Annotated in this window: 21 protein-coding genes; 4 read left to right on the top strand and 17 right to left on the bottom strand. The window is 67.8% G+C overall.

Translation table 11 applies throughout. The features are described 5' to 3' along the window. Positions 1–13 precede the first annotated feature (13 nt). Complete coding sequence (locus tag DCD74_RS07640) at positions 14–1,519, bottom strand: M20 family metallopeptidase (RefSeq protein WP_407072193.1); 1,506 nt, start codon at positions 1,517–1,519, stop codon at positions 14–16. A 232-nt stretch (positions 1,520–1,751) separates the two neighbouring features. Between DCD74_RS07640 and DCD74_RS07635 the strand changes: the two genes are divergently transcribed. Both DCD74_RS07635 and DCD74_RS07630 read left to right on the top strand, forming a co-directional pair. Further along, on the top strand, positions 1,752–2,084 hold the full coding sequence (locus DCD74_RS07635; RefSeq protein ID WP_112926784.1) for a ComEA family DNA-binding protein: 333 nt from the start codon (positions 1,752–1,754) through the stop codon (positions 2,082–2,084). Between the two features lie 146 nt (positions 2,085–2,230). After that, the gene (locus tag DCD74_RS07630) at positions 2,231–2,827 is read left to right on the top strand and encodes a HutD/Ves family protein (protein WP_112926783.1); all 597 of its coding nucleotides are present in this window, start codon (positions 2,231–2,233) and stop codon (positions 2,825–2,827) included. Here DCD74_RS07630 and DCD74_RS07625 read toward each other — a convergent pair. The 9 genes from DCD74_RS07625 to DCD74_RS07585 all read right to left on the bottom strand — a co-directional run bounded on the left by DCD74_RS07625 (position 2,820) and on the right by DCD74_RS07585 (position 11,709). Next, positions 2,820–3,482 (bottom strand): PepSY-associated TM helix domain-containing protein, encoded by a 663-nt coding sequence (locus DCD74_RS07625; RefSeq protein WP_112926782.1) that lies wholly within the window; start codon positions 3,480–3,482, stop codon positions 2,820–2,822. The two genes, DCD74_RS07630 and DCD74_RS07625, sit on opposite strands and share 8 nt — an antisense overlap. Beyond that, complete coding sequence (locus DCD74_RS07620; RefSeq protein ID WP_112926781.1) at positions 3,482–5,572, bottom strand: TonB-dependent receptor; 2,091 nt, start codon at positions 5,570–5,572, stop codon at positions 3,482–3,484. Before DCD74_RS07620 ends, DCD74_RS07625 begins: the two co-directional genes overlap by 1 nt. Before the next feature lie 96 nt (positions 5,573–5,668). Further along, positions 5,669–6,001, bottom strand: a complete 333-nt coding sequence (locus DCD74_RS07615) for a non-heme iron oxygenase ferredoxin subunit (protein WP_407072192.1) — start codon at positions 5,999–6,001, stop codon at positions 5,669–5,671. Continuing rightward, positions 5,998–6,519: a GNAT family N-acetyltransferase gene (locus DCD74_RS07610; protein WP_112926780.1), complete on the bottom strand. Its 522-nt coding sequence runs from the start codon at positions 6,517–6,519 to the stop codon at positions 5,998–6,000. Before DCD74_RS07610 ends, DCD74_RS07615 begins: the two co-directional genes overlap by 4 nt. Beyond that, positions 6,516–7,745, bottom strand: coding sequence for a cysteine desulfurase (locus tag DCD74_RS07605; RefSeq protein WP_112926779.1), 1,230 nt, complete (start codon positions 7,743–7,745; stop codon positions 6,516–6,518). The genes DCD74_RS07610 and DCD74_RS07605 overlap by 4 nt, the downstream gene beginning before the upstream one ends. Continuing rightward, the gene (gene sufD / locus DCD74_RS07600; protein ID WP_112926778.1) at positions 7,742–8,974 is read right to left on the bottom strand and encodes a Fe-S cluster assembly protein SufD; all 1,233 of its coding nucleotides are present in this window, start codon (positions 8,972–8,974) and stop codon (positions 7,742–7,744) included. Before sufD ends, DCD74_RS07605 begins: the two co-directional genes overlap by 4 nt. A 1-nt stretch (position 8,975) precedes the next feature. Next, positions 8,976–9,740 (bottom strand): Fe-S cluster assembly ATPase SufC, encoded by a 765-nt coding sequence (sufC, locus tag DCD74_RS07595; RefSeq protein ID WP_112927735.1) that lies wholly within the window; start codon positions 9,738–9,740, stop codon positions 8,976–8,978. Between the two features lie 36 nt (positions 9,741–9,776). Beyond that, a complete protein-coding gene (sufB, locus tag DCD74_RS07590) occupies positions 9,777–11,246 on the bottom strand; it encodes a Fe-S cluster assembly protein SufB (protein WP_112926777.1) in 1,470 nt (489 codons plus the stop codon). Between the two features lie 10 nt (positions 11,247–11,256). After that, positions 11,257–11,709 (bottom strand): SUF system Fe-S cluster assembly regulator, encoded by a 453-nt coding sequence (locus DCD74_RS07585; RefSeq protein ID WP_112926776.1) that lies wholly within the window; start codon positions 11,707–11,709, stop codon positions 11,257–11,259. 129 nt (positions 11,710–11,838) lie between these two features. Here DCD74_RS07585 and DCD74_RS07580 point away from each other — a divergent pair, with 129 nt between their 5' ends. Further along, complete coding sequence (locus DCD74_RS07580) at positions 11,839–12,378, top strand: SET domain-containing protein (protein ID WP_112926775.1); 540 nt, start codon at positions 11,839–11,841, stop codon at positions 12,376–12,378. A 7-nt stretch (positions 12,379–12,385) separates the two neighbouring features. Here the strand turns inward: DCD74_RS07580 and DCD74_RS07575 are convergent, their stop codons facing one another. From DCD74_RS07575 to fusA, 6 genes are all read right to left on the bottom strand, one after another. Further along, positions 12,386–13,123 (bottom strand): hypothetical protein, encoded by a 738-nt coding sequence (locus DCD74_RS07575; RefSeq protein WP_112926774.1) that lies wholly within the window; start codon positions 13,121–13,123, stop codon positions 12,386–12,388. Then, entirely contained in the window at positions 13,120–13,782 is a 663-nt protein-coding gene (locus tag DCD74_RS07570) for a hypothetical protein (protein ID WP_112926773.1), read from the bottom strand. Before DCD74_RS07570 ends, DCD74_RS07575 begins: the two co-directional genes overlap by 4 nt. A gap of 22 nt (positions 13,783–13,804) precedes the next feature. Then, a complete protein-coding gene (locus tag DCD74_RS07565; RefSeq protein ID WP_112926772.1) occupies positions 13,805–14,230 on the bottom strand; it encodes a hypothetical protein in 426 nt (141 codons plus the stop codon). 63 nt (positions 14,231–14,293) lie between these two features. Continuing rightward, on the bottom strand, positions 14,294–14,962 hold the full coding sequence (locus DCD74_RS07560) for a M23 family metallopeptidase (protein ID WP_407072230.1): 669 nt from the start codon (positions 14,960–14,962) through the stop codon (positions 14,294–14,296). Positions 14,963–15,037: 75 nt separating this feature from the next. Beyond that, the gene (locus tag DCD74_RS07555; protein ID WP_112927734.1) at positions 15,038–15,427 is read right to left on the bottom strand and encodes an HU family DNA-binding protein; all 390 of its coding nucleotides are present in this window, start codon (positions 15,425–15,427) and stop codon (positions 15,038–15,040) included. Positions 15,428–15,569: 142 nt separating this feature from the next. Next, positions 15,570–17,615 (bottom strand): elongation factor G, encoded by a 2,046-nt coding sequence (fusA, locus tag DCD74_RS07550; RefSeq protein WP_112926770.1) that lies wholly within the window; start codon positions 17,613–17,615, stop codon positions 15,570–15,572. Between the two features lie 264 nt (positions 17,616–17,879). On the opposite strand from fusA, the gene DCD74_RS07545 reads away from it, so the two are divergent. Next, positions 17,880–18,599, top strand: a complete 720-nt coding sequence (locus tag DCD74_RS07545) for a glycine zipper 2TM domain-containing protein (protein WP_112926769.1) — start codon at positions 17,880–17,882, stop codon at positions 18,597–18,599. A 74-nt stretch (positions 18,600–18,673) separates the two neighbouring features. Here the strand turns inward: DCD74_RS07545 and DCD74_RS07540 are convergent, their stop codons facing one another. Further along, on the bottom strand, positions 18,674–19,567 hold the full coding sequence (locus DCD74_RS07540; RefSeq protein ID WP_112926768.1) for a PhzF family phenazine biosynthesis protein: 894 nt from the start codon (positions 19,565–19,567) through the stop codon (positions 18,674–18,676). Between the last annotated feature and the right edge of the window lie 38 nt (positions 19,568–19,605).

The following is a 19,605-nucleotide window of genomic DNA, read 5'->3' as shown; positions in this document are numbered from 1 at the left end:
CGCAGCCGGCCCCTCAGCAGCAGCCGTGGTCGCCGTGGCGCGTGCCGCTGTCGGGGGCGACCGCCGAACCGGTGGTCTCGCCGCGCAGGCTGGCGGCGTGGTGGGCGGCGATGACATGCGCCACGCAGGCGGTGACGTTCTTGCCCATCGGGATGTGCAGGAACTCGTTGGGGCCGTGCGCGTTGCTGTGCGGGCCCAGCACGCCGGTGATCATGAACTGCGCGCCCGGGAACTTCTCGCCCAGCATGCCCATGAACGGGATGCTGCCGCCTTCGCCCATGTACATCGCGGGCTGGCCGAAGACTTCGCGGCTGGAGGCGTCGATGGCCTGTTCCAGCCACGGCGACAGCGCCGGCGCGTTCCAGCCCGACGACGACTTCTCCAGCTCGAAGCTCACCTTGGCGCCGTTCGGCGCGTCGGCCAGCAGGGCGTCGCGCAGCAGTTTGCCGCCGACATCGCCATCCAGCGTGGGTGGCAGGCGCAGCGACAGCTTCACCGCCGTGTGCGGGCGCAGCACGTTGCCGGCGGACGACAGCGGCGGCATGCCGTCGATGCCGGTGATGGACAGCGCCGGGCGCCAGGTGCGGTTGAGCACGCGCTGGACGTTGTCCTCGCCCATCGGTTCCAGGCCGTCGACCATCGGGAACTTGTCGAAGACCTCGTCGCCGAGGACCTGCGCCACCTTTTCCGCCTGCGCCAGGCGCTCGGCGGGGATGTCGACGTACAGGCCGTCGAGCTTCATCTTGCCGGTGGCCTCGTCTTCCACGCGGTCGATCAGCTGGCGCAGCAGCCGGAAGCTGGACGGCACGATGCCGCTGGCATCGCCGGAATGCACGCCTTCCTCCAGCACATCCACGCGCAGGTTGCCGCCGGCCAGGCCGCGCAGCGATGTGGTGCACCAGAGCTGCTCGTAATTGCCGCAGCCCGAATCCAGGCAGACCACCAGCGAAGGCTTGCCGATGCGGTCGGCTAGGTGGTCGACGTAGGCGGGCAGGTCGTAGCTGCCGGATTCCTCGCAGGCCTCGATCAGGATCACGCAGCGCGCATGCGCCACGCCCTGCGCCTGCAGCGCCATCACGCTGGTCAGCGAACCGAAGATCGCGTAGCCGTCGTCGGCACCGCCGCGGCCATAGAGCTTGTCGCCCTTCAGCACCGGCTTCCATGGGCCCAGGTCGTCGTCCCAGCCGGTCATTTCCGGCTGCTTGTCCAGATGGCCGTAGAGCAGCACGCAGTCGTCGCCGACCGATTCGCCGCTGGCCGGCACGTCGATGAAGATCAGCGGCGTGCGGCCTTCCAGCCTCACCACTTCCAGCGTCATGCCGGGGATGTCCTGCGCGCGCGCCCAGTTTTCCATCAGCGCCACCGCCTGGTCCATGTAGCCGTGGGCGACCCAGTCGGGGTCGAACATCGGCGACTTGTTGGGGATGGCGATGTAGTCGGTGAGCTGCGGGACGATCTCCGCATCCCATTTGTTGCCGACGAATTGGCCGAGCTTGCCGGCGTCGATGCTGCTGGACATCACGTGCTCCGAGGGAATTCAGGGGTTCATTTTAGCCGCCGCCTGGTTGCGTGCCCGTGAGATGGGGATGTGGAGGCGGGTGATGCGCCGATTTGTCTGATCACGCAGCGGGCGGAGGTCCGGCGCGGGGATGGGCGATGCAGCGATGGGTGGGGTCCGCGGGGGCGGAAACAGTGGGGCTCCGGCCGCGCGTCGCGGCGAGGCCGGCCACCCCATCACCCGGAGTCATGCCATGAAACGATCGCTCGCCTTCATTTCCAGCCTGCTGCTGTCCCTGCTGCTGTGCGGTTCCGCGCTGGCCGCCGAAGTCGTCAACATCAACACCGCCGATGCCGCCGCGCTGGATGCGGCGATGGTCAATGTCGGCCCGGCCAAGGCGCAGGCCATCGTCGAATACCGCCGCGAGAACGGCGCCTTCAAGAGCGTCGAGGAACTGGCGCTGGTCAAGGGCATCGGCCTGCGCACCATCGAGCGCAACCGTGACCGCCTCACCATCGGCAACGGCAAGGCCATGCAGCCGGCACGCGCGAAGCCGGCCGCTCCCGCCGCCGCGCCGCGCCGCTGAAGGCACACGCGCCTGCATGGAGGCGGGCGCCGGGGCCGGAGGCCCTCTGCGACAGGCACGGAGCCGCCACACGGATGTCACCTTCGCCCGGCCGCAGGGATGCGCAGGCCGGGCGATTCTTTTTTGGGGCTGCGTAAACTGCCGCGATGACTTCGATCGACATCATCCGTTACCAGGACGCCACGCCGCAGCGCTGGCGCAACGATGGCGGCTGGACCCGGGAGGTCGCCCGCGGGGGAAAAGGCGACATCTGGGACTGGCGCATCTCCATCGCCGAGGTCGAGGCCGATGGCCCGTTCTCGCGCTTTCCCGGCATCGAGCGCGAGATCGTGCTGCTCTCGGGCGCCGGCATGCATTTCGATTTCGAAGATGGCGAGGCCTTCGCACTCACGCCGGAAACCCCGCGCCTGCGCTTCAGCGGCGACCGCGCACTGGACTCAAGGCTGATCGACGGCCCGACCCGCGACTTCAACCTGATGTGGGCGCGTGACCGCATCGACGCCGGGCTGTGGCTGCGGCCGATGGTGGGCGACAGCGTGCTGTTCGCCGAGCCCGGCGAAACCTGGGCGCTGCATATGGCCAGTGGCAGCGCACGCCTGCCGGATGCGGGCGATCACGCGCTGGCTGCCGGCGATACGCTGGTGATGACCGCCGGCGAAGGGCGCGTCGGCCAGCGCGTCGCCGCGACTGGCCTTGCGATCATCGTGAGGATTCGCGGGGAGAACCCCGCGAAGATCAGCTGAGGGCCAGCGCCATCACCGAGGCCAGCACGGCGAGCCCCAGCCCCATCACGCTGAACAGCATCTGCCGCGGTGTGCGACCGCGCATCCACATCCAGATGCCGCTGATGCCGAGCACGATCATCGCGATCGCGTAGGAATCGGACAGCAACGTCCACAGCAGACCGCCGCCGACGCCCTTGTGCAGGCGGTTGAGCGCGGCCAGCGAGGTCTGCCGGCTGTGCTTGACGGTGATCGCATCGCTGCCGGCGGTGAACTCGGCACTCCAGCTGTTGCGTGCGTTGCCGCCGGACAGGTTCCACTTCGGGGCTTCGGCGCCCGCCGGCTTGCCTTCGCGCTTGCGGCCCTCGTCCGGCTTGGGCTTGCGGATCGTGTGCGCATCCAGCCCGTGCACATCGCGCAGCCACATCGACAACGATTCGGCCGAGCCCGCGGACGCGGCGGGCACGGCAAACCTGGCCTGGGCAACTTCCTCGCTCTTGCCCTGCGGCCACGGGTTGTCACCGAAGCGATGGTTCATCAGCAGTCCGGTGAGGCCGAAGAGCAACGCGGCGATCGCGCCCCACGCGCCCAGCCACAGGTGCAGTTGGCGGATGAAGCGGTAGCGGGCGTTGGCGGCGCTGCGGGCACCGCGGACAGGGGGCGTGGACGCGGCCATCAGAACGTGAACCGCGCCGTCAGCGTCGCGCCGCGCGGGGCACCCGGCGAGATGCTCTGGTTGCTGTGCGCGGTGGCGAAGTATTCCTTGTCCAGCAGGTTCTCGACATTGAGCTGCAGCTGCAGCTGCTCGCTGGCCTTCCAGAACAGCGCGCCATCAAGACGGGTGAAGCCGGGCACGGTCACCGTGTTGTCGGTGGAGGCATAGAAGCTGCCGCGATGGATCGCGCCGATGCCGAAGCCGAACGTCGGCGTCACATCGAAACGGTTCCACAGCGACGCGCTGTGGCGCGGCAACTGCGCCAGTTCATTGCCGGCCGGCGCGGTCGCCGATGCCGCGCTCAGCAGTTCACCCTGCTGCCAGGCATAGCCGCCCATCACCTGCCAACGTTCGGTGATGCGCCCGGCCAGGCCCAGCTCCACGCCACGCGCGCGCTGGCCATCGACCAGCACCATGCGGGTCGGGTCGGCCGGATCGGTCGTGGCGACGTTGCGGCGGTCCAGCTGGTAGGCGGCGACGCTCAGCGACAGCTGGTCGTTCACTTCCCACTTCCAGCCGAGTTCCTTGTTGATGAACTTTTCCGGATCCAGCGACTGCGTGCTGGCCGACAGCGAGCTCAGCTGTTCGCCGGCACGCGGCTGGAACGCCATGCTGTAGCTGCCGTAGAACGACATGTCCTTGCGCGGCTTGTAGATCAGGCCCGCGCGCGGCGACCACATGCCGTCGCGGCTGCTGAAATGCTGGCCGCTGGTGATGTCGTCCATCTCGATGCTGACGCGGTCGTAGCGCACGCCCACGACAGCCATCCACGCCGGCGAGAACTCGATCTGGTCCTGCGCGTAGACCGCGAAGGTATCGGCCTGGCTGCTGTTCTCCCGGTTGGGCGTGAACACCACCTGGCCGGTGAAGCGCGGATTGGCCAGCGTCACCCGGTTGCCGGCCGGGAAAGCGCCGTTCATGCGCAGGTTGTCGGTGTCCTGGCGGCCCAGTTCGGCACCGACCAGCAGCCTGTGGCGGATGTTGCCGGTTGCGGCATCGAACTCCAGGTCGGTCTGGTTGAGCCAGTTCCGCCGCGTGGTCAGGTTGTTGTACGCCGACAGCGTCACCTGCAGGCCGGCCACGGGGTCCATCACGGTGCCCGAGGCGAAGACGTTCTGGTAGAACTTGTCGTAGTCGGCCCAGCGGAAGTGGTTGCGAAGCTCGGCGCCGTTGCCGAAGTCATGCACCAGCGCTGCATCGAAGGCATTGACGCGCGCCCACACCGGGCTCAGTTCCGGGCTGCCGAAGAAGGTCGAGGGATCGACGTCGATCGGGCGGCCGTTGAGCGAAGGCACGCCACGGTCGGCCACGCGGTCGTCGCGGAAGTGCTCGAACGACAGGTCCAGCTGGGTGTGCTCGCCCAGGCCGAAGCGCATGGTCGGGTTGATGCCGCGGCGGGAAATTTCGAAGCCGTCGCGGAAGCCCTCGGACTCCTCGGCCACCGCGTTGACGCGGAACGCGGCGCTTTCGCTGATCTTCGTCTGCCAGTCCAGCGTGCCGCGCTTGCGGTTCCAGTTGCCGTACTGGAGGCTGAGGGCGCCGCCCTCGCGGCCATCGGCCTGCTTGGACACGCGGTTGATGATGCCGCCCGAGCCGCCGCGCCCGAAGATCATCGCGTTCGGGCCCTTCAGCGCCTCGACGCGTTCGGTGTTGTAGATGTCGCGGATGTACTGCGTGTCGTCGCGCATGCCGTCGACAAAGAAATCCGCCGTGGTGCTGTTGCCGCGCATCACCGCCGTGTCGCGGTTGCCTTCACCCTGGGCGACGCCCGCGCCCGGCACGTAGCGCAGCACTTCCGGCAGGCCGGTCATGGCCTGGTCGCGGATCAGTTCCTCGGTCACCACGGTCGCCGCCTGCGGCACGTTCACCAGCGGCGTATCGGTCTTGGTGGCGCTGCGGCTGTCGCGCGCCTGGTATTCCGGCAGGTAGCGGCTGCCCTTGACCACGACGCGGTCGAGCTGGGCGGCGTCATCGGCCAACACGGGCAGGGACAGGCCAAGGAGGATGGCGGCCACCAGGGGGCGCCGGCTGATGAAGAAGGGGGAAGACATCGGAAACCTCGATCAGGATTAGACGCTCGACGGCGCCACGAGGCCATAGTAATGCGAATCAATATCATTCACAAGGAAAATGAATAGCGCCTGGCCTCAGCGGTCGTCGCGGGTCCAGAGGGCGCCATCGACCACCTTCACCGGGAACTTGGCGACCGGCGTGTAGGCGGGGGCGCAGGTGGCATCGCCGCTGCGCAGGTCGAACTTCGCGCCGTGCAGTACGCATTCGATCTCGCCGGTCGCGGCATCCACCTCGCCGGCCGAAAGCTCGAAGTCCTCGTGCGTGCACTGGTCCTCGACCGCGTAGTACACGCCATCCAGGTTGACCACGAGGATCGGCGTGTCGCCGTCCCAGACGGTCTTCTTCTCGCCGGGCAAAAGCTCGGCCTCGGTGCAGACGAATTCCCAGCCGCGCAGTTCGTCGCTCACAGCGCCTTCTCCAGGATTTCGAAGCGCAGATCGTCGCGCTTCGGGGTGCCGAAGCGTTCGTCGCCATAGGGGAAGGGTTTGTGGATGCCGGTGCGCCGGTAACCGCGTCGTGCGTAGTAACCGATGAGTTCGTCGCGCACGTCGATCACGGTCATCCGCATCGCGTCCTGCGCGAATACGTCGCGGGCGATGCGTTCGGCTTCATCCAGCATCCGCTTGCCGATGCCCTGGCCCTGCAGCCCCGGGCTCACCGAGAACATGCCGAAGTAGCCGGCGCCGTCTTCCACGGCGACGTGCGCGCAGGCGAGCGTTGCGCCATCGGCTTCACCGAGCAGGATGACGCTCTGCGGGCGGTCGATGTCGGCGGCGAGGCGTTCCGCATCGATGCGTGCGCCGTCGAGCAGGTCGGCTTCGGTGGTCCAGCCGGCGCGGCTGGCATCGCCGCGATAGGCGGAGGTCACCAGTTCGATGAGCATCGGGATGTCGGCGTGGGTGGCGTGCCGGAACGTCAGGTTCATGCGAGCAGCGACCTCGCCTTGTGCAGCGCGCGGATGAACGCGTCCACATCGTCATGGGTGTTGTAGAAGGCGAGCGACACGCGGCAGGTGGCGCTGACGCCGAAGGACTGCAGCAGCGGATGCGCGCAATGCTGGCCGGAACGCACGGCGACGCCTTCGAGGTCGAGCAGGGTGGCGAGGTCGTGGGCGTGGGTGCCGTCGATCAGGAACGAGATGATCGCGGCCTTGCCCGGCGCGGTGCCGATGATGCGTAGGCCGTCGATGGCGGACATCGCTTCGGTCGCGTGGGCGAGCAGCTCGGATTCACGCGCATGGATCGCGTCCATGCCGATGCCGTCGAGATAATCGACCGCCGCGCCCAGTCCGATGAAACCGGCGATGTTGGGCGTGCCGGCTTCGAACTTGTGCGGCGGATCGTTGAAGACGCTGCCTTCGAAGCGCACTTCCTTGATCATCTCGCCGCCGCCGATGAAGGGCGGCATCGCGTCGAGATGTTCGCGCCGCGCCCACAGCAGGCCGGTGCCGGTCGGGCCGCACAGCTTGTGGCCGGTGGCAGCATAGAAATCGCAACCGATCGAAGCGACATCCACCTGCATATGCGGTGCGGCCTGCGAGCCGTCGACCACGGTGACGATGCCGCGACGGCGTGCTTCGCGGCAGATGTCGCGGACCGGGTTGACCGTGCCCAGCACGTTGCTGACGTGCGCGATGCCGAGCAGCTTGACCTCCGGCGTCATCGCCGCGTGCAGCGCCTCCAGGTCGAGGCTGCCATCGGGCAGCAGCTCGGCGACGCGGATCGTGGCGCCGCTGCGTTGCGCCACGAGCTGCCACGGCACGATGTTGGCGTGGTGCTCCATGCGCGAGAGCAGGATGACGTCGCCGGCTTTCAGGCGCGGCAGGGCCCACGAATACGCGACCAGGTTGATGGCGAACGTGGTGCCGCTGGTCAGCACGAGTTCGTCGGCGCGGACGTTGAGGAAAGCTGCGATTTTTTTTCGCGCGCCTTCGTATTGCTCGGTGGCTTCGGCGCCGAGCTGGTGCACGGCGCGGCTGACGTTGGCGTTGTGGCGGCGATAGAAGCCGTCCACTGCTTCGATCACCTGGCGCGGTTTCTGGCTGGTGTTGGCGGAGTCGAGATAGACCAGCGGCTTGCCGTGCACTTCGCGCGTGAGCAGCGGGAAGTCGGCGCGGACCGCCTGCCAGTCGATGGCGGGCGTGTCGCTCATGCGGCCTGCATCCGTGCCAGCGCCGCATCAAGGCGCGATTCCAGCAGCGCGCGCAACGAGGCGTCTTCGACCATCGACAGCAGGTCGCGGCAGAACGCGGCGGTGAGGATGCGGCGAGCCTCGGCTTCGGGAATGCCGCGCGAACGCAAGTAGAACAGCGCGGTGGCATCGAGCTGGCCGACCGTTGCACCGTGCGCGGCCTGCACTTCGTCGGCGTGGATGACCAGCACCGGCTGGGTGTCGATCTCCGCGTTCTCCGACAGCAGCAGGTTGCGGTTCTGCAGGTTGGCGATGCTGCCATCGGCGCCCGCATCGATGCGGATGCCACCGTGGAAGACCGCGCGGCTGCGTCCGTCGGCCAGGCCACGCCAAGGCAGTTCGCTGCGGGTGTCACGCGCCGCATGGACGATGCCGAGGCGGGTGTCGAGGTGGCGACGGCCATCGGCCAGCAGCGCGCCGCCGGCGTGGAGCGATGCGCCTTCGCCGTCCAGCCGCACATTCAATTCATGCCGCGAAAGCGATGCGCCGAGTTCCAGATCGATGCGCGTGTACTGCGCATGGTCGGCGAGTCTGGCCTCGGTGCGCAGCATGCGGCTGGCGTGGGTTGCATCGTCCTGCACGCGCAGGTGCAGCAGCTTGGCGCGTTCGCCCAGCCGGACCTCGACATGACTGTTGTCGAGATTGGCGTGGTCGTGGCCGAGCTGGTGCTCGACCAGCGTCAGCGCCGCATCGGCGGCGAGCGTGATGGCATGGCGCAGATGCGTGGCGCGATCCTCGCCATCGTGCAGGTTGAGCGTGACCAGGTGCAGCGGCGTGTCGATGACGGCATCGACGTCGATGCGCACGCCGTTCTCCGCCAGCACGGTGTTGAGGTGGGCGAAGACGTCATCGCCGGCCGGCTGCCACGGCGTCGGCTCGGCTTCGATCCGCACCGGGTCGCGTGGCGCGGGCTCGGTGGGCACGGCGATGCCGGTGGGCAACGCATCGAACGCCGACAAGGCCGCATCAAAATGACCATTGACGAAGACGATGCGCGGCGCGGGAATGCCGTCGAGCAAGGCCGCATCCGCATCCAGCTTGCGCGCGGGCACGAACACGCGGCGTTCGAATGCGCGCAGCGGCGTGTACTTCCACGCTTCGGCGCGCGGACCGGGCAGCCCGGCATCGAGGATGGCGCGGGCGGGCGCGTCGTCGCGGCCGGCGAGCAGGGAATCGAGCAGGGCGCTCATCTCAGGCCACCGCCTCCGGGGTGATGCGGTCCTTGATCCACGCGTAGCCGTGTTCTTCCAGCTTGAGCGCGAGTTCCGGGCCGCCGGTTTCGACGATGCGGCCATCGGCCAGTACGTGCACCACGTCCGGCTTGATGTAGTCGAGCAGGCGCTGGTAGTGGGTGATGACGATGAAGGCGCGGTCCGGCGAGCGCAGCGCGTTGACGCCATCGGCGACGGCCTTGAGCGCGTCGATGTCGAGGCCGGAATCGGTTTCGTCGAGGATGGCGAGCTTCGGTTCCAGCACCGCGAGCTGGAAGATCTCGTTGCGCTTCTTCTCGCCGCCGCTGAAGCCTTCGTTGACGCCGCGGTTCAACAGCGTGTCCGGCAGGTGCAGCACCTTGATCTTCTCGCGCACCAGCTTGAGGAACTGCACAGAATCGAGTTCCGCCTCGCCGCGCGCCTTGCGCTGGGCATTGAGCGCGCTGCGCAGGAAATAGGTGTTGTTGACGCCGGGGATTTCCACCGGGTACTGGAAGGCGAGGAAGACGCCGAGCGCGGCGCGTTCTTCCGGCTCCAGCGCCAGCAGGTCCTGGCCTTCGAAGCGCACGCTGCCTTCGGTGATCTCATAGCCGTCGCGGCCGGCCAGCACGTTGCCGAGCGTGGATTTGCCGGCGCCGTTCGGCCCCATGATGGCGTGGACCTCGCCGGGCTTCACGTCCAGCGCCAGGCCCTTGAGGATTTCGCGCGTGGCGACGCGGGCGTGCAGGTTGTCGATGTTGAGCATGATGTTTTCCATGATTCGGTATGCGGCGGCCGGCGGTCAGCCGATGGCGCCTTCCAGCGAGACTTCAAGCAGCTTCTTGGCTTCCACCGCGAATTCCATCGGCAGTTCGCGGAACACCTGCTTGCAGAAACCGTCGACGATCATCGACACCGCGTCTTCCTCGCCGATGCCACGGCTGCGGCAATAGAACAGCTGGTCGTCGCTGATCTTGCTGGTGGTGGCTTCGTGCTCGACGGTGGCGTCGGGGCGCTTCACTTCGATATAGGGGAAGGTGTGCGCGCCGCACTTCTTGCCGATCAGCAGCGAGTCGCATTGCGTGTGGTTGCGCGCGCCTTCCGCGCCGCGTTCCACCTTGACCAGCCCGCGATAGGTGTTCTGCCCGCGCCCGGCGCTGATGCCCTTCGACACGATCTTCGACTTGGTGCGCTTGCCGATGTGGATCATCTTGGTGCCGGTGTCGGCCTGCTGGCGGTGATGGGTCAGCGCGACGGAGTGGAACTCGCCCACGCTGTCATCGCCCAACAGCACGCAGCTCGGGTATTTCCAGGTGATGGCCGAACCGGTTTCCACCTGCGTCCACACCACCTTGCTGCGCGCGCCCCGGCATTCGGCGCGCTTGGTCACGAAGTTGTAGATGCCGCCGACGCCGTTCTCGTCGCCGGGATACCAGTTCTGCACGGTCGAATACTTGATGTCGGCGTCTTCCAGCGCGACCAGTTCCACCACCGCTGCGTGCAGCTGGTTCTCGTCGCGCATCGGCGCGGTGCAGCCTTCCAGATAGCTGACCTGCGCGCGTTCCTCGCAGATGATCAGCGTGCGCTCGAACTGGCCGGTATGGCCGGCGTTGATGCGGAAATAGGTGGACAGCTCCATCGGGCAACGCACGCCGGCCGGGATGAAGACGAAGCTGCCATCGGAGAACACCGCCGAGTTGAGCGCGGCGAAGAAGTTGTCACCGACCGGCACCACGCTGCCGAGGTACTTCTTGACCAGCTCCGGCTGCTCCTTGATCGCCTCGGACATGGAGCAGAACACGATGCCCTTCTCGGCCAGTTCCTTGCGGAAAGTGGTGCCGACCGACACCGAGTCGAACACCGCATCGACCGCCACGCCGGCCAGCTTGGCGCGTTCGTGCAGCGGCACGCCGAGCTTGTCGTAGGTGTCGAGCAATTCCTTCGGCACTTCGTCCAGCGACTTGTACTTCGGGCCCTTCGGCGCCGAGTAGTACGACAGCGCCTGGAAATCGATCGGCGCGATGTGGAGCTTGGCCCATTCCGGCATCGGCATGGTCAGCCAGTGGCGATAGGCGGCGAGGCGCCATTCGGTCATCCACTCCGGCTCGTTCTTCTTGGCGGAGAGTGCGCGGATGGTGTCCTCGTCGAGGCCGGGCGGCAGGCTTTCGCTTTCGATGTCGGTGATGAAGCCGGCCGAATACTTGCGCCCGAGCTGGGCGTGGATCTCGGCGTTCTCGACCGGCGCGGGCGCCACGGGGGTCTGGGGGTTCATGGATGCGTGCTCAAACGGCGGCGATGCGCACCGGGATGCGCTTGCGGGTGGGGGCGATGTCGTCGCCATGGGTCATCGCGTGCAGGCTGACTTCGCGCAGGGCCTGGGCGATGACCGTGTTGACGCGCTGCCAGTTGCCGCGCACGCCGCAGGAGTCCTCGATGCCGCACTGGCCTTCGTGGATGCTGCATTCGGTCATGGCCAGCGGGCCTTCCATCGCCTCGACGATGTCGGCCAGCGAGACCTCGTGCGGGTCGCGGGCCAGCCGGTAGCCGCCATTGGCGCCGCGGAAGCCTTCGACCAGCCCCGCCTGCGCCAGCGGCTTCAACACCTTGGCGGCGGTGGGCAGTTCGATGCCGGCGCGTTCGGCCAGTTCGGCCGCGCTCAACACCGCCTCGGGGGCGGCGGCAAGCACGGTCATGACGAGCGTGGCGTAGTCGGTGAGTTTGGTGACGCGGAGCATGGCGACGTGGCGTTGGCGGGTCGGCCTTAATCAGTACCGTAATTGTACTGATTGGAGGCGGCCAGCTCAATCCACGCCAGAAAGACCGGTGGATGGGCCACAATGGCCGCCCCGCAAGGAAGATGAAGCATGGCCAAGACCAGCAAGCACAAGATCGCGCGCCGCCAGTCCAGCATCCACGGCAACGGCGTGTTCGCCGTCGAGCCGATCGCCAAGGGCGAGCGCATCGTCCGCTACAAGGGCAAGCTGCGCAGCCACGCGGAAGTGGACGAGGCCTACGGCGCCATCGAGGAGAACGGCCACACCTTCCTCTTCACGCTCAATGACACCTATGTCATCGACGGCAACGAGGACGGCAACATCGCCCGCTGGATCAACCACAGCTGCGCCCCCAACTGCGAGGCGGTGCTGGAGGAAGACGACAAGGGCCGCCCGCACAAGGACAAGGTGTATGTCGAAGCCACCCGCGACATCGCCGCGGGCGAGGAGCTCTCGTACAACTACTGCATCGTGCTGGAAGAGGCCTACACCCCGGCGCTGAAGGCGCTCTGGGGCTGCCGCTGCGGCGCGCCCGACTGCACCGGCACGATGCTGCAGCCCAAGCCCGAGAAAAAGCCCAAGCCGGAGAAGAAGAAGGCCGGCAAGAAGGCGAAGAAGACCAAGGCCTGAGCCTTCGTCAGAGATCGTCCGCGCCGGGCAGCGAGAGCATCAGTTCGCTCACCATGAGCGACTGGCCGGCCTTCGGCCACTTCGGGTCGTCGCTCCTGAACTCGCTGTCACCCGAAGGGTAATCGCCACTCTTTGCATCGGCCTTGATGCCGAGGCGCATGCCGGCGCGTCCGGGGCGGCCTACCGCATCACCCAGCTTGCCGCCGTTGAAGCCGGTCACGTGGCCGCCGTAGTCCCATTCCATGCCGTAGAACGTGACCGGCGCGCCGTTCAACGCGACCAGTTCCGCCAGCGTCATGCCGATGCGCACGCCATTGGCGTAGTGCCAGCGCGAGCCGGCGTCTTCGATGGTGACGTTCTGCAGCCCGGCCAATTTCTGCGTGTCCTGGAAAAACAGCACGGCACGCCGCGAAGGGTCATCGGGGAACAGGACCACGCCGCGGGTCATCTCGCCTTCGGCCATCGGCAGGTCATCGACGATGCGGACGTTGGCCTCGCCGAAGCGCGTCTTCAGCTGCGCGACGGTGGTGTCGGGCGCGAACTCGCCGGGCAGCGTCCAGTCGCCTGCGGCATGGGTGGGGGATGTGGCTTCGGTGGCCGGCGCGGGCGTGGGTGATGAAGATGCATCGGCCGGCGTCGTCGGCGCGGCATCGCCCGAAGCTGCCGCCGTCGAAGGGGCTTCGCGCTGGCAGGCGGTGAGTGCCAACGCCAGCATCGGAACCGTCATCCACGTGCGCATCGTCATGGGGCCTCCGTGAGATTCGCGGACTGGATCCGCCAGGCGCGCTGCTCGGCCGTCGCGCCATCGACCACGGTGCGGTGCAGGACATAGGTGCCGCGGAAGCGCTTCTCGCTGCCGTCGGACTGGCGCGCGACCAGCGTCACCGGCACCTCGATGTAGCGCTGGCCGGCACCGGCATCGACCGGGCCGGGCTGGCCGATCTGCACCGACACGCCGCCGGTTTCGGCAAAGCCCTGCGCGAACTGCGTGGCGCTCTTGCCGCTGGCCTGGCCCTGGCCGCTCCAGAGTCCGTAGGCGCTGCCGTATTCGCGGCGGTTGATCGCGCCGTAGTAATCGCGGATCACCTGCACGGCGGCATCCGCGCCGGGGCCGTCGTCAGTGGCGGCGGGCGGCGGGGCCTCGTCGTTTTCGGTGGCGGTGTCGGTGTCTGGAGATGCGACCGGCGTATCGGGCGCGACCGGCGCTTCGGTGGCGGGATGGGGCGTGCCGCCCGGCAGGGCGTCGGGCATGCCGGTCACCGAGCCGCCGCGTGCTTCCGGTGCGGGCAGTCCATCGGTGCTGGCATCGCCGCCGGCAGATTTGCCGCCACTGGCGCGGTCGCCACCACAGGCACCGAGCATGGCGCATGCAAGCATGCCGGGGAGCAGCCATCGCATCTTCATCGCATCACACCTCGCATCGGGTTCACAACACGCGCCGGCGTGGCTGCAGCCATGCAAGCAGCAGGCCCAGCAGCAACATCGCCGTGGTCGAGAACAGCACCTGCTTCAGAACCAGCATCGCCGGCCATGGCTGAACCGCGTAATAGATGAGGTAGCCGGGGATGGTCGCGGCCAGCGCCATCAGCGCGCCGAAACGCAGGCCCTGCCGCACGTCGCTGGTAGGTGAGGGGTGGAAGGCGCGATAGAGCGCGGTCAGGCCGAAGCCGATGCCGACATGCGCCAGCAGCATCCACGGCAGGAATCGTGCGCCGGCGTCAGGCCCGCGCACGAAACCCGAAGGCACCAGCGCGGCGTAGTCGGCCTGCAACAGCAGTCCGTGGATGAAGAAATCCAGCACCATCGCGGCGACACTCATCACCGCGCCGCAAATCCAGAACCGCTTGTCCATGGCACCTCCGGTCAGTGGGGAGATGCTATCGCGCGCATGTCGAGCGTGCGTATGGAGGCGGCTTCAGCGGGTCGCGGTCGGCGTGTCGCGCCGGGCGCCGGCCTGCAGCAGGGGCCACGGGTTGTGCGCACCCGAAGCGGCATAGAGGCCGTAATGAAGATGCGTCGGCGTGCCGCGCGCATTGCCGCTGTCGCCGACGAATCCGATCAACGTGCCCGGTGTCACGCGACCGAAGCGCGCGATGCCCGGCGCGATGCTGTCCAGGTGCGCGTAGTAGTGACGCTCACCGCCGGGGCCGATGATCCACACCTGCCGGCCACCGAGCCCGTAGTCGCCGGTGCGCGCGATGACGCCATGCGTGGTGCTGGCCACCGGCGTGCCGCGCGGCGCGAAGATGTCGACGCCCTGATGCTTGCGTCCGCCACTGCGTGCGCCACCCCAGGTGTCGGCGATGTGACGCGCCCTGACGCCATGCACCGGCACCGGCAAGGCATCGGGCGCGGGCATCCGCGACAGCTGCCAGACTTCGCGCATCGCGATGGCCCAGGGCTGCCGCCAGCCGTACCACGCGACGAACGCGAGCAGCATCACGAGCAGCAGCCGCTGCCATGTTTTCGCCAGAGCGCGTGTGCGACGACGCGGCATCATCCAACTCCTCCTGCAATGGAGCGATGCTGCCGCGCGACTGTGCGCCGGGCGTGAAGCGGCGGCATCAATGCACGCAAAAAGCAGGCATAAAAAAACCGGAGCCCTTGCGGGCCCCGGTTGCGTACCTGTGATGCCTGCGACGGACGCAGGCGATCGGGATCAGGCAGCGGCGTCCTTCAGCTTCTTCAGCGGACGGACCTTGACCTTCACCGACTTCGGACGGGCCTTGAACGTGACCTCTTCCTTGGTGAACGGGTTGATGCCCTTGCGCGCCGGACGCGCCGGCACTTCGGTGGCGGAGATCTTGAACAGGCCCGGCATGGTGAAGGAGCCAGCGCCCTTCTTGCTCACCGAAGCGTGCACGGTGCTTTCCAGTGCGGCGATGACGTTGCGCACGTCTTTGGCGGCGACGCCGGTGAACTCGGCGAGGTGGGCGACCAGCGCGGACTTGCTCAACGCGTCCTTGATCGGCTTCATCGCTTTGGGGGCAGCTTTCGGAGCGGCTTTGGCAGGCGCCTTGGCTGCAGGCTTCTTGGCGGCTTTCTTCATGGCCATGGGTTTCACGTTCCTCAGTGGATTGGAATGATGCGCGGTCATCGCCGGCAGCCCAATGTATTGCAATCAAAGCGCCGCGCCAAGGGTTTTTAGCGGGTTTTTCAGGGGTTTTTCGCGCACCCGGGCGGCGGGGCGGTCAGTCGTCCTCGGGGTGGGGGCGCCAGGCCTGGACCAAGCGCTGCTGCACGGGCGCCGGCACCGGCTCGTAATGGCTGAAATCCAGCGCGTAACGGCCGCGTCCGGCAGTGGCGGATTTCAGCTCGGTGGCATAGCCCTCCAGCTCGGACAGCGGCACCTGCGCCTTGACCAGGATTTCGCCGCCGCGCGTGCTGTCGGTGCCGTGGATGCGCGCGCGCTTGCCGGCCAGTCCGCCGCTGATGTCGCCCATGTGCGTTTCCGGTGCGCTGACTTCCAGCTCCACGATCGGCTCCAGCACCTGCGCCTCGGCCTTGGCGATGGCATCGAGGAAGGCCTTGCGCCCCGCCGCGACGAAAGCGATCTCCTTGCTGTCGACCGGGTGGTGCTTGCCGTCATAGACCACCACGCGCACGTCCTGCATCGGGTAGCCGGCGACCGCGCCGCTGGACAGCACCTGGCGCACGCCTTTCTCCACCGCCGGCAGGAACTGGCCGGGAATCACGCCGCCCTTCACCTCGTCCACGAACTCGAAACCGCCGCCGCGCGGCAACGGTTCCACCCGCAGGAACACCTCGCCGAACTGCCCGGCGCCGCCGGTCTGCTTCTTGTGGCGATGATGCCCTTCGGCCTTCTGCCGCACCGTTTCGCGATAGGCGATGCGTGGCGGGTGACTCACCACTTCCACCCCGAAGCGGTCCTTCAGCCGCTGCAGCTGCACGCGCAGGTGCAGGTCGGACAGGCCGCGGATCACCGTCTCGTGGGTCTCGTCGTTGTGCTCGACCACGAACGCCGGGTCCTCCTCCGACAGCTTGTGCAGCGCGATGGCGAGCTTCTGCTCCTGCCCCTTGCTGGCCGGCTCGACCGCCAGGCCGAACATCGGGCGCGGGAAATCCAGCGGTTTCAGGTGGATGTGGTCCTCGTCGTGCGAGTCGTGCAGCACCGCATCGAAATGCAGCTCGTCGATCTTGGCGACCGCGGCGATGTCGCCGGGCACCGCCTGCGTCACCTCGACATGCTCCTTGCCCTTCATCTTGTAGAGGTGCGCGACCTTGAACGGCTTGCGCCCGTCATCCACGAACAGTTGGGAATCCGGCTTCAACGTGCCCTGGTAGACCCGGAACACCGCCAGCTTGCCGACAAAGGGGTCGTGCACGATCTTGAACACGTCGGCGATCACGTGCGCGGCGGCGTCGGGCGTGGGGAAGAGGGGACAGGCGGCTTCGCCCGTGCCCTTGCGGAACTCCGGCGGATTGCCTTCGCCCGGGTGCGGCAGCAGCGTTTCGGCGATGTCGAGCAGCTCGCGCACGCCGGCCCCGGAGCGCGCCGACACGAAACAGACCGGCACCAGATGGCCCTCGCGCAGGCATTGCTCGAAGGCGTCGTGCAGCTCCTGCCCGGACAGGCCGCCTTCGCCCAGGTCGAGGTAGCGGTCCATGACCTTTTCATTGACCTCCACCACCTGGTCGATGATGCGCTGGTGCCAGTCCGCGACCGGGCCCAGGTCACTCGTGCCATCGCGGTTGCCGAAGCAGTCGATGACGTTCGCGCCGCCATCGGCCGGCAGGTTGAGCGGCAGCACTTCCGGGCCGAAGTTCTCGCGCAGCGATTCCATCAAGCCGGCCAGGTCGCCGCCGTGGTCGATCTTGTTGACGACGATGACGCGGCACAGGCCGCGCGCCTTGGCGTAATCCATCATCCGCCGGGTGCCGTATTCGACGCCGGAATCGGCATCGACCACCACCGCCAGCGTTTCCACCGCCGCCAGCGCAGACAGCGCCGGGCCGCGGAAATCCGGGTAGCCGGGGGTGTCGATCAGGTTGACGTGGATGCCGGCGTGGTCGGTGCTGGCGATCGCGCAGTCGATGGAGTGGCCGCGCTCTTTCTCGATGGCATCGAAGTCGGACACGGTATTGCCGCGCTCGATGCTGCCTGCCGTGGAGAGGGCGCCGCCGGCATGCAGCAGGGCTTCGAACAGGGTGGTCTTGCCGGCGCCGGGGTGGCCCGCGAGGGCGATGTTGCGGATGGCTTCTGTACCGTAGGACATGCGTCCGTCTCCTTCATGCAAGAGGTGACTGGGACGTCATGGTCGTCCGCGACTCAAGCGCGAAACCCACGAGCGACGGCGCTCGGCGGGCGGTCATGGCGGTCCTTGGAGCATACGCTGCGACGCGGATGGGTGCCCGGGCGCTGCCTTTGCGGGTGAATGGCCGGCAACACGCGGCGAGCGCCGGGTGCGAATTCAGCACGTCTTTACCGATATGTGCGCATGGTGTCGCCGTCCGCCGATTCCCGGCGAGGGGGCACCACCATGAAGCGTCTTTCCACCTCCCTGATCGCGCTCGGCCTGGCCGGCATGTTCGCCTGCACCGCCTCGGCGCAGAGCCTGCAGCTGGCCGACCCGCAGTCCGGTTATCCGCAAACCGGTTACCCGCAGACCTCTCCCGGCTACGACAACGGCAACGCCCAGTACGACTACGCCCGCGTGATCAACGTGGTGCGCGTGCCCGGCGGCGGCTATGCCGCGAACGGCTACGGCGAGCAGGGCCAGCGCTGCTACAGCCGCAACGACGGCTACGTGGACCGCTACGGCAACCGCACGTACCCGAACGGCTACAACAACGGTGGCTACAACAATGGCTATCCGAACAACGGCTACCCGAACGGCTACGGCGGCGGCTCGCAGACCGGCCGCAACGTGGCCAGTGTGGTCGGCGGCGTGGTCGGCGCGGTGCTCGGCAGCCAGGTCGGTGGCGGCTCCGCGCGCTATGCGACCTCCGCCATCGGCTCGATGGTCGGCAGCCAGGTCGGCGGCAGCATCTACGACCAGGGCCAGCGCCAACGCCAGCAGGGCCAGGTCACCGTCTGCGACCCGGTGCCGGTCAACGGTGGCTACAACAACGCCCGCTACGGCAATGCCGCCGACGCTTTCGACGTCACCTACGAATACAACGGCCGCCGCTACACCTCGCGGATGAACTACGACCCGGGCCAGCGCGTCCGCGTCCGCGTGGACGTGACGCCGCAGTAACCGGCTTCATCGCCACGCATGCAAAGGGCGCCCTCGGGCGCCCTTTCTTTTTGGGGATGTGGCTTCGTCAGCGCTCAGCGCCAGTCCAGATCGCCGCGCACCACGCTGGTCACGCGGCCGCCGGACCAGACATGGCCGTCGGCGTCGACGGTGAGTTCGATGATCGCGTCGTGGCCGACTTCGCGGCCCTGGCTGATGCGGTAGAAGCCGCTGTCGCCGGGCAGCGCGTCGCGCATCGCCAGCCACGCGGCCAGGGTCGCGTTGGCCGCCCCCGAAGCCGCATCCTCGAACTGCGCGGGTGCGCCCACCCAGGCGCGCACGGCCAGGTAATAGACCGGGTCGGTGCTGCGCGCGAACACGCAGATACCCATGCTCCCGGTGGCCTCGGCCAGCTCGCCGATGGCGGCCCAGTTGGGCGTCGCGGCACGCAGGGCGGCTTCGTCCGCCACTTCCACCAGCCACCAGCGGCGACCGCCTTCCATCAAGGCCGGCGGCAATGCGCCGAGCGGCAGGCCGGCCAGCGCAGCGACCAGGCGCGGGTCATCGGGCGAGGCGGCTTCGATCAGCGACGCGCGCGGCGTGCGCACGGCGATGGTGCGGGTTTCGCCTTCGCCCTGCACGCGCAGCGGCAGTTTGCCGGCGATGCCGTCCTGCACCAGCAGGCCGTCGCGCGGCGTGGCCAGCCCGGCTTCCAGCACGGCGTGCGCGGTGCCGACGCTCGGGTGGCCGGCGAACGGCACCTCGCGGCGCGGGCTGAAGATGCGCAGGCGATAGCTGGTGTCGGCATCGACCGGCGGCAGCACGAAGGTGGTTTCCGGCAGTCGCGTCCAGCGCGCGATGGCCTGCATGTCGTCGTCGGAGAGGCCTTCGGCATCCAGCACCACGGCCAGCGGGTTGCCGGCGCCGGGCCGGTCGGCGAACACGTCAGCCTGCACGTAGGCGCGCAGGCGGCGGGGGAGTTGTGTCATTAGAATGCGGTGGTCGCCAGCGGTACTGGCATTCGGGC

Source organism: Lysobacter oculi (assembly GCF_003293695.1).
GTDB classification, from domain to species: Bacteria; Pseudomonadota; Gammaproteobacteria; order Xanthomonadales; family Xanthomonadaceae; genus Solilutibacter; species Solilutibacter oculi.
This window is presented reverse-complemented; position numbering and strand designations above follow the sequence as displayed.

What these genes read in the sequence shown, in the direction of transcription:
- DCD74_RS07640 (WP_407072193.1), bottom strand. Translation starts at nt 1,519, where the DNA reads ATGTCCAGCAGCATCGACGCCGGCAAGCTCGGCCAATTCGTCGGCAAC.
- DCD74_RS07630 (WP_112926783.1), top strand. Translation starts at nt 2,231, where the DNA reads ATGACTTCGATCGACATCATCCGTTACCAGGACGCCACGCCGCAGCGC.
- sufB (WP_112926777.1), bottom strand. Translation starts at nt 11,246, where the DNA reads ATGAACCCCCAGACCCCCGTGGCGCCCGCGCCGGTCGAGAACGCCGAG.
- DCD74_RS07585 (WP_112926776.1), bottom strand. Translation starts at nt 11,709, where the DNA reads ATGCTCCGCGTCACCAAACTCACCGACTACGCCACGCTCGTCATGACC.
- sufC (WP_112927735.1), bottom strand. Translation starts at nt 9,740, where the DNA reads ATGCTCAACATCGACAACCTGCACGCCCGCGTCGCCACGCGCGAAATC.
- DCD74_RS07545 (WP_112926769.1), top strand. Translation starts at nt 17,880, where the DNA reads ATGAAGCGTCTTTCCACCTCCCTGATCGCGCTCGGCCTGGCCGGCATG.
- DCD74_RS07625 (WP_112926782.1), bottom strand. Translation starts at nt 3,482, where the DNA reads ATGGCCGCGTCCACGCCCCCTGTCCGCGGTGCCCGCAGCGCCGCCAAC.
- DCD74_RS07570 (WP_112926773.1), bottom strand. Translation starts at nt 13,782, where the DNA reads ATGAAGATGCGATGGCTGCTCCCCGGCATGCTTGCATGCGCCATGCTC.
- DCD74_RS07605 (WP_112926779.1), bottom strand. Translation starts at nt 7,745, where the DNA reads ATGAGCGACACGCCCGCCATCGACTGGCAGGCGGTCCGCGCCGACTTC.
- DCD74_RS07555 (WP_112927734.1), bottom strand. Translation starts at nt 15,427, where the DNA reads ATGAAGAAAGCCGCCAAGAAGCCTGCAGCCAAGGCGCCTGCCAAAGCC.
- sufD (WP_112926778.1), bottom strand. Translation starts at nt 8,974, where the DNA reads ATGAGCGCCCTGCTCGATTCCCTGCTCGCCGGCCGCGACGACGCGCCC.
- DCD74_RS07575 (WP_112926774.1), bottom strand. Translation starts at nt 13,123, where the DNA reads ATGACGATGCGCACGTGGATGACGGTTCCGATGCTGGCGTTGGCACTC.
- DCD74_RS07620 (WP_112926781.1), bottom strand. Translation starts at nt 5,572, where the DNA reads ATGTCTTCCCCCTTCTTCATCAGCCGGCGCCCCCTGGTGGCCGCCATC.
- fusA (WP_112926770.1), bottom strand. Translation starts at nt 17,615, where the DNA reads ATGTCCTACGGTACAGAAGCCATCCGCAACATCGCCCTCGCGGGCCAC.
- DCD74_RS07565 (WP_112926772.1), bottom strand. Translation starts at nt 14,230, where the DNA reads ATGGACAAGCGGTTCTGGATTTGCGGCGCGGTGATGAGTGTCGCCGCG.
- DCD74_RS07540 (WP_112926768.1), bottom strand. Translation starts at nt 19,567, where the DNA reads ATGACACAACTCCCCCGCCGCCTGCGCGCCTACGTGCAGGCTGACGTG.
- DCD74_RS07635 (WP_112926784.1), top strand. Translation starts at nt 1,752, where the DNA reads ATGAAACGATCGCTCGCCTTCATTTCCAGCCTGCTGCTGTCCCTGCTG.
- DCD74_RS07610 (WP_112926780.1), bottom strand. Translation starts at nt 6,519, where the DNA reads ATGAACCTGACGTTCCGGCACGCCACCCACGCCGACATCCCGATGCTC.
- DCD74_RS07580 (WP_112926775.1), top strand. Translation starts at nt 11,839, where the DNA reads ATGGCCAAGACCAGCAAGCACAAGATCGCGCGCCGCCAGTCCAGCATC.